The organism is Sphingomonas sp. M1-B02, from assembly GCF_026167525.1.
In the GTDB taxonomy this organism is placed as follows: Bacteria; Pseudomonadota; Alphaproteobacteria; order Sphingomonadales; family Sphingomonadaceae; genus Sphingomonas.
Genome location: NZ_CP110679.1, coordinates 3,598,139 through 3,605,070, shown reverse-complemented (window position 1 = coordinate 3,605,070; position 6,932 = coordinate 3,598,139). Strand labels below are relative to the sequence as shown.

Here is a 6,932-nt window from a genome sequence, read left to right as displayed (position 1 = left end):
GAGCGTTACAAACCCCGGCGGCGAGAAGCGGCCGGAACTCTGTTTTAGGTACGAGAATCGGAGTCGAGCAAGGGCCGCCTACGTAAACAAACTGAAATAGTTTTGTTGACTCGCCACAAGCCACGGAAAACCGCCGATTCTATATTTAGGCTGTTCTATTTCAGATACTTAGCGGCATCGGGGCCGCTGTTGGCACTCCGACTCGTGCGTTTCTGCGGGTTAGCGGCGGTTAACCCTCGCCGGGGGTCGCAGGCTATTGTGCACACGCGAAAAACCCCGCCGGACCGGGTCCGACGGGGGCGATTGTTGCAAAAAAGTGAAGCTTAAGCGAGCGTTGCGACGCGCTTGTTGAGCCGCGAGAACTTCCGCGAGGCGGTGTTCTTGTGCAGGACGCCCTTGGCGACGCCGCGCATCAGTTCGGGCTGTGCTGCCGCAAGTGCTTCGGCGGCGGCGGCCTTGTCGCCCGAGTCGAGCGCCGACTCGACCTTCTTGATGAAGGTCCGGATGCGGCTGACGCGCGCACCGTTGATTTCCGCACGGCGATCGTTCCGCCGGATACGCTTCTTCGCTTGCGGCGTATTCGCCATCGGGTCTCGTTCCTGCTCAAATAGAAGGGGCGCGGGACAAGCCGCCCACGCCCGGAAAGACGGGCCCCTTAGCCTCTGGGGTGATTCGGGTCAACCATTGTCGCGGTCACTTCTGACAATGCGGGCACCAGAAAGTGGATCGCCCGCCATCGACTCGCCGCTCGACCAGGCCGCCGCATTCGCAGGGCAGTCCCTCGCGGCCATATACGCGCCACTGCTTGGCGAAGTAACCCAGTTCGCCATCGGGGCGCGCATAGTCCTTCAGCGTCGATCCCCCCGCCTCGATCGCCGCGGTCAGCACCTCGCGCACCGCGCTCACCAGCCGGCCCAACCGCGCCTTGCTGATCGTCCCCGCCGGCCGGGTGGGGGCGATCCGCGCGAGATACAGCGCCTCGCACACATAGATATTGCCCAGCCCCGCCACGATTCGCTGGTCGAGCAGCAGCGCCTTCACCGGCGCGATGCGGTTCTTGAATGCCTTGGCCAGCTGCGCCGCGGAAAAATCCGCTCCCAGTGGCTCGGGCCCGAGCGCCTGGAACGCCGGCCAGGCCGCCACGTCCGACGTCGGCACCAGGTCGATCGACCCGAATCGCCGCGCATCGTTGAGCGCCAGCCGATGGTTCGCCGTCTCGACGATGAAATGATCGTGCTTTCCCAGCTCCTCAGGGTCGATCCGCCAGCGCCCGGACATGCCGAGATGAAAGACCAGCGTGTCGCCGCGATCGGTCTCCACCAGCCCATATTTCGCGCGCCGCGAGAGGCCGGTCACCGTAGCCCCCGTCAGCCGCTGCCCCAGGTCGACCGGAAACGGCCGCCGCAGGTCGCCGCGCCGCACGGTCACCCGCTCGATCCGCTGCCCTTCCAGCACGGGCCGCAGCCCGCGGACGGTTGTTTCGACTTCAGGAAGCTCCGGCATGCCAAGCCCCTAGCCCCGCTCCGCCGCCCCCGCTAGAGCGCGGACATGCCCGACACCGTCTCCTTCGGTTACGAAGACATCGCCCCGGAAGAAAAGACCGCCCGAGTCGGCGCGGTCTTCTCCAACGTCGCCTCCAAATATGATCTGATGAACGATGCCATGTCCGGCGGCCTCCATCGCGCCTGGAAGGATCTGTTCGTCCGCCGGGTGAAGCCGCGCGCCGGCGAGCATATCCTCGACATGGCCGGCGGCACCGGCGACATCGCCTTCCGCATGGCGCCCTCGGGCGCGGCGATCACCGTCGCCGACATCAATCCCGAGATGCTCGCGGTCGGAGTCGAGCGCGCCGCGAAGCGCGGGATCGACGGTCTCGTCTGGTCCGAGGCCAATGCCGAGATGCTGCAGTGGCCCGACAAGTTCTTCGACGCCTATACGATCGCCTTCGGCATCCGCAACGTGACCGACATTCCCAAGGCGCTCCGCGAAGCCCACCGCGTCCTCAAGCGCGGCGGCCGCTTCTACGTCCTCGAATTCTCGACGACGCTCTGGCCCGGCTTCGGCCAGCTTTACGATGCCTATTCGCACCATATGGTCCCCAGGCTCGGCAAGCTGCTCGCAAACGACGCGGACAGCTATCGCTACCTGATCGAATCGATCCGCCGCTTCCCCGACATGCCCAGCTTCGAGCGCATGATCGGCGAGGCCGGCTTCAGCCAGACCAGGGTCGAGCCGCTGCTCGGCGGGCTGGTCGCGATCCATTCGGGCTGGAAGATTTGATGAAGCGCCATATTGATCCTCCCCGGCACGGGGAGGGGGACCATGCGCAGCATGGTGGAGGGGGCGCGCCACAAGCGAGCCGCCCGTGGCACGCCCCCTCCACCACGCCGCTACGCGTCGCGGTCCCCCTCCCCGTGCCGGGGAGGATCGACATATGACCGCCCCCGTCACCCATCTCTGGCGTCTCCTCAAATGGGGCCGCATCCTCGCGCGGCACGGCGCCCTGACGGGCATCGAGCGCGATCCCAACACCCCCAAGCCGATCCGCCGCCTTGCCCGCATCGCCCGCTTCGGCGCCCGGGTCCCCGCAATCCCGCGCTACGCCGACGCCTTCCAGGCGATCGGCCCGGCCGCGATCAAGCTCGGCCAGACGCTCGCCACTCGTCCCGACCTCGTCGGCGAGGCGGCGGCGCACGATCTGCTCCGCCTGCAGGACGCGCTTCCCCCCGTCCCCTTCGCGATCATCCGCCAGCGGATCGAATCCTCCTTCGGTCGCCCGCTCGAGACCCTCTTCGCCACGATCGACGAAGTCCCGATCGGCGCCGCCTCGATCGCGCAGGTCCACGCCGCGGTCACCGCGCAGGGCGCCCGAGTCGCGGTCAAGGTGCTGCGCCCCGGCATCGAAGTCGAATTCGCGCGCGCGATCGACACCTATCAATGGGCCGCGGCCCAGGTCGAGGGCATGGGCGGCGAGGCGGCACGGCTCCGCCCCCGCCTGATCATCGAGCATTTCAAACGCTGGACCGCGCGCGAACTAGACTTGCGCCGCGAAGCCGCCTCGGCCTCCGAACTCGCCGACGGCATGACCGCCGAGCCCGATTTCTACGTGCCCGCGATCGACTGGCAGCGCACCACCGGCAAGGTGCTGACGCTCGAATGGATCGACGGCATCAAGCTATCCGATCGCAATGCGCTCATCGCCGCGGGACACGATACCACCGCGCTCGCCGACAAGCTCATCCGCGCCTTCCTCCGCCAGGCGATCGCCGAGGGCTTTTTCCATGCCGACATGCACCAGGGAAACCTGTTCGCGCTGGCCGACGGCCGCATCGCCGCGATCGATTTCGGGATCATGGGCCGGATCGATCGCCGCGCCCGCGTCTGGCTCGCCGAGATTCTCTACGGGCTGATCACCGGCAATTATAAGCGCGTCGCCGAAATCCATTTCGAGGCGGGCTATGTCCCCGCGCACCACAATGTCGCCGAATTCGCGACGGCGCTCCGTGCGGTCGGCGAGCCGATGCGCGGGCTCCCGGTCAAGGACATGTCGGTCGGGGCGATGCTCGACGGGCTGTTCAACATCACCCGCGATTTCGACATGCAGACCCAGCCGCATCTACTGCTGCTGCAAAAGACGATGGTGATGGTCGAGGGCGTCGCGCGCGGGCTCGATCCCGATATCAACCTGTGGGAGACATCGGCCCCCTTCGTGCGCGAGTGGATCCGCACCGAGCTCGGGCCCGAGGCGGCGGTGGCGGACCGGATCATCACCGATCTGCAGACGCTCGCCCGCCTGCCCCAGCTGATCCGCAACATCGAGCTGCGCTATCCCACCCCCGGCGGCGCGCCGCCCTCGCCCCCGCTCAAGGAAATCGAAGTCGTCCGCGTCGGCGGCGGCTGGCGCTACGGCGCCATCGCCATCCTGGCGGCCGCTGCAGGCGTGGCGGGTACCTTGCTCCTCACCTGAGCCTCAGCCGCGATAGCGCAGCGCATCGACCAGCAGCGCGAAGGCCGGCGAGACCTGCCGCCGGCTCGGATAATAAAGATGATAGCCCGGAAAAGGCGGGCACCAATCGTCGAGCACGCGCACCAGCCGCCCGTCGGCGAGCGGCGCGGCGAAATGATCCTCGGGCAGGAAGGCCACCCCGAAGCCCGCCACTGCCGCCGCCACGATCATCGCGACATCGTTGAAGACCAGCTGCCCGCCCACGCGCATCTTCAGCTCGCGCCCGTCGCGCTCGAACTCCCAGGCATAGAGCCCGCCATAGGTGCGCAGCCGCAAATTGATGCAGTCATGCTCGGCCAGGTCCTGCGGGATCAGCGGCCTGGGCTTGCGCGCGAAATAAGCGGGCGCGGCCACCGCCGCCATGCGCAGCTCGGGGCCGATCGGAACCGCGATCATGTCCTTCGCCACCTGATCCCCCAGCCGCACCCCCGCATCGAACCGCTCGGCGACGATGTCGGTCAGCGACAGATCGATGTTGATCTCGACATGCACGTCGGGATGCGCGGGGAGCAATTTCTCGAGCACCGGCCACAAGATTTCGCGCGCCGCCACTTCCAGCGTCGTGATCCGCAGCGTCCCCGCGGGCTTGGCGCGAAATGCGGAGAGTGCCGCGAGCTCCGCTTCGATATCGTCGATCGCCGGCCGCAGCGTCCGCAACAGCCGCTCGCCCGCCTCGGTCGGCATCACGCTGCGCGTCGTGCGGGTCAGCAGCCGCACGTCGAGCCGGGTCTCAAGCCGCCGCACGGTATGGCTCAGCGCCGATTGCGACGTGCCCAGCTTGGCCGCGGCGCGCGTGAAGCTGCGCTCTTCGGCAACGGTCAGGAAGGCGTTGAGATCGGCAAGCTCGTCGCGCTGCATATATGAATCCGGAACATGACTACATGCACTTATTAGCGCCTAATGGTGGACGGGCGCAGCCCTTATCTAAGAAGTGCGCCTTGCTCGACGAGCGGAGCCTCACCTTCCTTTTCAGAAAGCCATTCCATGACCGTTCACGCTTATGGCGCCCAGGCGGCCGACCAGCCGGTGCAGCCCCTGACGATCGAGCGCCGCGCGCCGGGCCCGCACGATGTCCAGATCGATATCGCCTTTTGCGGCGTCTGCCACTCCGATCTCCACACCGTCCGCTCCGAATGGGGCGGCACGCTCTATCCATGCGTCCCCGGGCACGAGATCGTCGGCCATGTCTCGGCAATCGGCGCGGACGTGACCAGGTTCGCGGTGGGCGACGTGGTCGGCGTCGGCTGCATGGTCGACAGCTGCCAGAGCTGCGCCTCGTGCGACGAGGGTCTCGAGCAATATTGCACCGGCACGGGCTTCGTCGGCACCTATAATGGCGCGACCACCGACGCGCCCGGCCACACCTTCGGCGGCTATTCGGAACAGATCGTCGTCAGCGACAAGTTCGTGCTCAGCATCGCCCATCCCGCGGACCAGCTCGCCGCGGTCGCACCCTTGCTCTGCGCCGGCATCACCACCTGGTCGCCGCTGCGCCACTGGAATGCCGGCCCCGGCAAGAAGGTCGGCATCGTCGGCATCGGCGGGCTCGGCCATATGGGGGTGAAACTCGCGCACGCGCTGGGGGCACATACGGTCGCCTTCACCACGTCGGAGGGCAAGCGCCAGGACGCGCTCGATCTCGGCGCCGATGAAGTCATCGTCTCGCGCAATGCCGACGAGATGGCGGCGCACGCCGGATCGTTCGATCTGATCCTCAACACCGTCGCCGCCAGCCACGATCTCGACGCCTTCACCGCGTTGCTCAAGCGCGACGGCACCCTGTGCCTGGTCGGCGTGCCCGAACATGCCCATCCTTCGCCCGACGTGTCGGCCTTGATCTTCAAGCGCCGCGCGATCGCCGGATCGCTGATCGGCGGCATCGCCGAGACGCAGGAAATGCTCGATTTCTGTGCGGAGAAGGGCATCGTCTCCGAGATCGAGATGATCGACGCCGCGCAGATCGACGAGGCCTATGACCGCATGGAGCGCAGCGACGTCCGCTATCGCTTCGTGATCGACAACTCGACGATCGCCGCCTGATCCGGGGCGCGGACTCCCTCAGCTCCGAACGAACAGGTTCTTGAGCCAGAAGGGGCCGGTCCGCGCCGCCGATCGCCAGTCCAGTTCCTCGTCCGCCGCGGCGGCGCGATACCCCCGGGGGTCGAACGTCTTGACTCGCGCGCCCTTGAACGCAGCGCCGTTGCGGGTGACCAGGGTCAACGAATGTTCGAGCGCCGTCGCCGCCAGCAACGCATCGCGGCTGTCTGCGATCGCGATCTGGCCGCGGCGGCGCACCACCGCCGCGTCGATCGCCAGCACCCGCCCGTCGAACGCGCGCATCACATGCCCGTCGATCCAGTTCCGCAGCGCACCGCCCTCGGCCTTGTCGCGCCGCTCGGTGCGGATTGCGTGCGTCTCGAGCTCGAGCAGCGTGAGCGCCGAGAGGAACAGCCGCTCGCGCGCAACCCCTGTCGCCCAGTCGGTCAGCCCCGGCTCGGCATGCCCCGACGCCGCCTTGCGCAGTTCGAAGACGATCGGCGCGTCGAGCAGATACATCAGAGCGGCTCGCGCCGATCCCAATCCTTGGCCCGTTCGGGCTCCGGATCGGGGAGCCCCGGCATCGCCAGCAAGTCGACGACGCTGTCGCGCTCGCCACTCATCCGGCGGAACGCGTCGAAGCTCATCAGCACATGGGTCGGCTTGCCGCGGTCGGTCACGAAGACCGGCTCGAGACGCGCGAATCGCTTCGCGGCGCTCACGTCCTGATTGAACTCGCGGCTGCTGAACACCTTCATTTCGTACCTACATACCTAGATTGTCCGCGTTGTCATGTAGGCACCTTACTACACTGTGCCGCCTGCGCAACAATCGGGGCGTCGCGACTTGGAAAATGCAGGGTACGGGCATTTAGGCGATTGCCCCGCTG

Annotated in this window: 8 protein-coding genes; 3 read left to right on the top strand and 5 right to left on the bottom strand. The window is 67.0% G+C overall.

Features of this window, described 5'->3' with window-relative positions:
- Positions 1 to 323: 323 nt before the first annotated feature.
- The gene (gene rpsT / locus OKW87_RS17445; protein WP_265541350.1) at positions 324 to 587 is read right to left on the bottom strand and encodes a 30S ribosomal protein S20; all 264 of its coding nucleotides are present in this window, start codon (positions 585 to 587) and stop codon (positions 324 to 326) included.
- Positions 588 to 693: 106 nt separating this feature from the next.
- Complete coding sequence (gene mutM, locus OKW87_RS17440; protein WP_265541349.1) at positions 694 to 1,503, bottom strand: bifunctional DNA-formamidopyrimidine glycosylase/DNA-(apurinic or apyrimidinic site) lyase; 810 nt, start codon at positions 1,501 to 1,503, stop codon at positions 694 to 696.
- A gap of 45 nt (positions 1,504 to 1,548) precedes the next feature.
- On the opposite strand from mutM, the gene OKW87_RS17435 reads away from it, so the two are divergent.
- Positions 1,549 to 2,280 (top strand): class I SAM-dependent methyltransferase, encoded by a 732-nt coding sequence (locus tag OKW87_RS17435; RefSeq protein WP_265541348.1) that lies wholly within the window; start codon positions 1,549 to 1,551, stop codon positions 2,278 to 2,280.
- Positions 2,281 to 2,434: 154 nt separating this feature from the next.
- The gene (gene ubiB, locus OKW87_RS17430; RefSeq protein WP_265541347.1) at positions 2,435 to 3,967 is read left to right on the top strand and encodes a 2-polyprenylphenol 6-hydroxylase; all 1,533 of its coding nucleotides are present in this window, start codon (positions 2,435 to 2,437) and stop codon (positions 3,965 to 3,967) included.
- A 3-nt stretch (positions 3,968 to 3,970) separates the two neighbouring features.
- Here ubiB and OKW87_RS17425 read toward each other — a convergent pair whose 3' ends face one another.
- Positions 3,971 to 4,864, bottom strand: coding sequence for a LysR family transcriptional regulator (locus OKW87_RS17425; RefSeq protein ID WP_265541346.1), 894 nt, complete (start codon positions 4,862 to 4,864; stop codon positions 3,971 to 3,973).
- A 126-nt stretch (positions 4,865 to 4,990) separates the two neighbouring features.
- Here OKW87_RS17425 and OKW87_RS17420 point away from each other — a divergent pair, with 126 nt between their 5' ends.
- Positions 4,991 to 6,046 carry an NAD(P)-dependent alcohol dehydrogenase gene (locus tag OKW87_RS17420; RefSeq protein WP_265541345.1) on the top strand — a complete coding sequence of 352 codons (1,056 nt, stop codon included), beginning with the start codon at positions 4,991 to 4,993 and terminating at the stop codon, positions 6,044 to 6,046.
- An 18-nt stretch (positions 6,047 to 6,064) separates the two neighbouring features.
- Here the strand turns inward: OKW87_RS17420 and OKW87_RS17415 are convergent, their stop codons facing one another.
- Positions 6,065 to 6,562: a PIN domain-containing protein gene (locus OKW87_RS17415; protein WP_265541344.1), complete on the bottom strand. Its 498-nt coding sequence runs from the start codon at positions 6,560 to 6,562 to the stop codon at positions 6,065 to 6,067.
- Positions 6,562 to 6,801, bottom strand: a complete 240-nt coding sequence (locus OKW87_RS17410) for a type II toxin-antitoxin system Phd/YefM family antitoxin (protein WP_265541343.1) — start codon at positions 6,799 to 6,801, stop codon at positions 6,562 to 6,564. Before OKW87_RS17410 ends, OKW87_RS17415 begins: the two co-directional genes overlap by 1 nt.
- Positions 6,802 to 6,932 lie beyond the last annotated feature (131 nt).

Excerpts from the sequence above, each read along its gene's own strand:
- OKW87_RS17415 (WP_265541344.1), bottom strand. The coding sequence starts at position 6,562 with ATGTATCTGCTCGACGCGCCGATCGTCTTCGAACTGCGCAAGGCGGCG.
- OKW87_RS17435 (WP_265541348.1), top strand. The coding sequence starts at position 1,549 with ATGCCCGACACCGTCTCCTTCGGTTACGAAGACATCGCCCCGGAAGAA.
- OKW87_RS17420 (WP_265541345.1), top strand. The coding sequence starts at position 4,991 with ATGACCGTTCACGCTTATGGCGCCCAGGCGGCCGACCAGCCGGTGCAG.
- mutM (WP_265541349.1), bottom strand. The coding sequence starts at position 1,503 with ATGCCGGAGCTTCCTGAAGTCGAAACAACCGTCCGCGGGCTGCGGCCC.
- OKW87_RS17410 (WP_265541343.1), bottom strand. The coding sequence starts at position 6,801 with ATGAAGGTGTTCAGCAGCCGCGAGTTCAATCAGGACGTGAGCGCCGCG.
- OKW87_RS17425 (WP_265541346.1), bottom strand. The coding sequence starts at position 4,864 with ATGCAGCGCGACGAGCTTGCCGATCTCAACGCCTTCCTGACCGTTGCC.
- ubiB (WP_265541347.1), top strand. The coding sequence starts at position 2,435 with ATGACCGCCCCCGTCACCCATCTCTGGCGTCTCCTCAAATGGGGCCGC.
- rpsT (WP_265541350.1), bottom strand. The coding sequence starts at position 587 with ATGGCGAATACGCCGCAAGCGAAGAAGCGTATCCGGCGGAACGATCGC.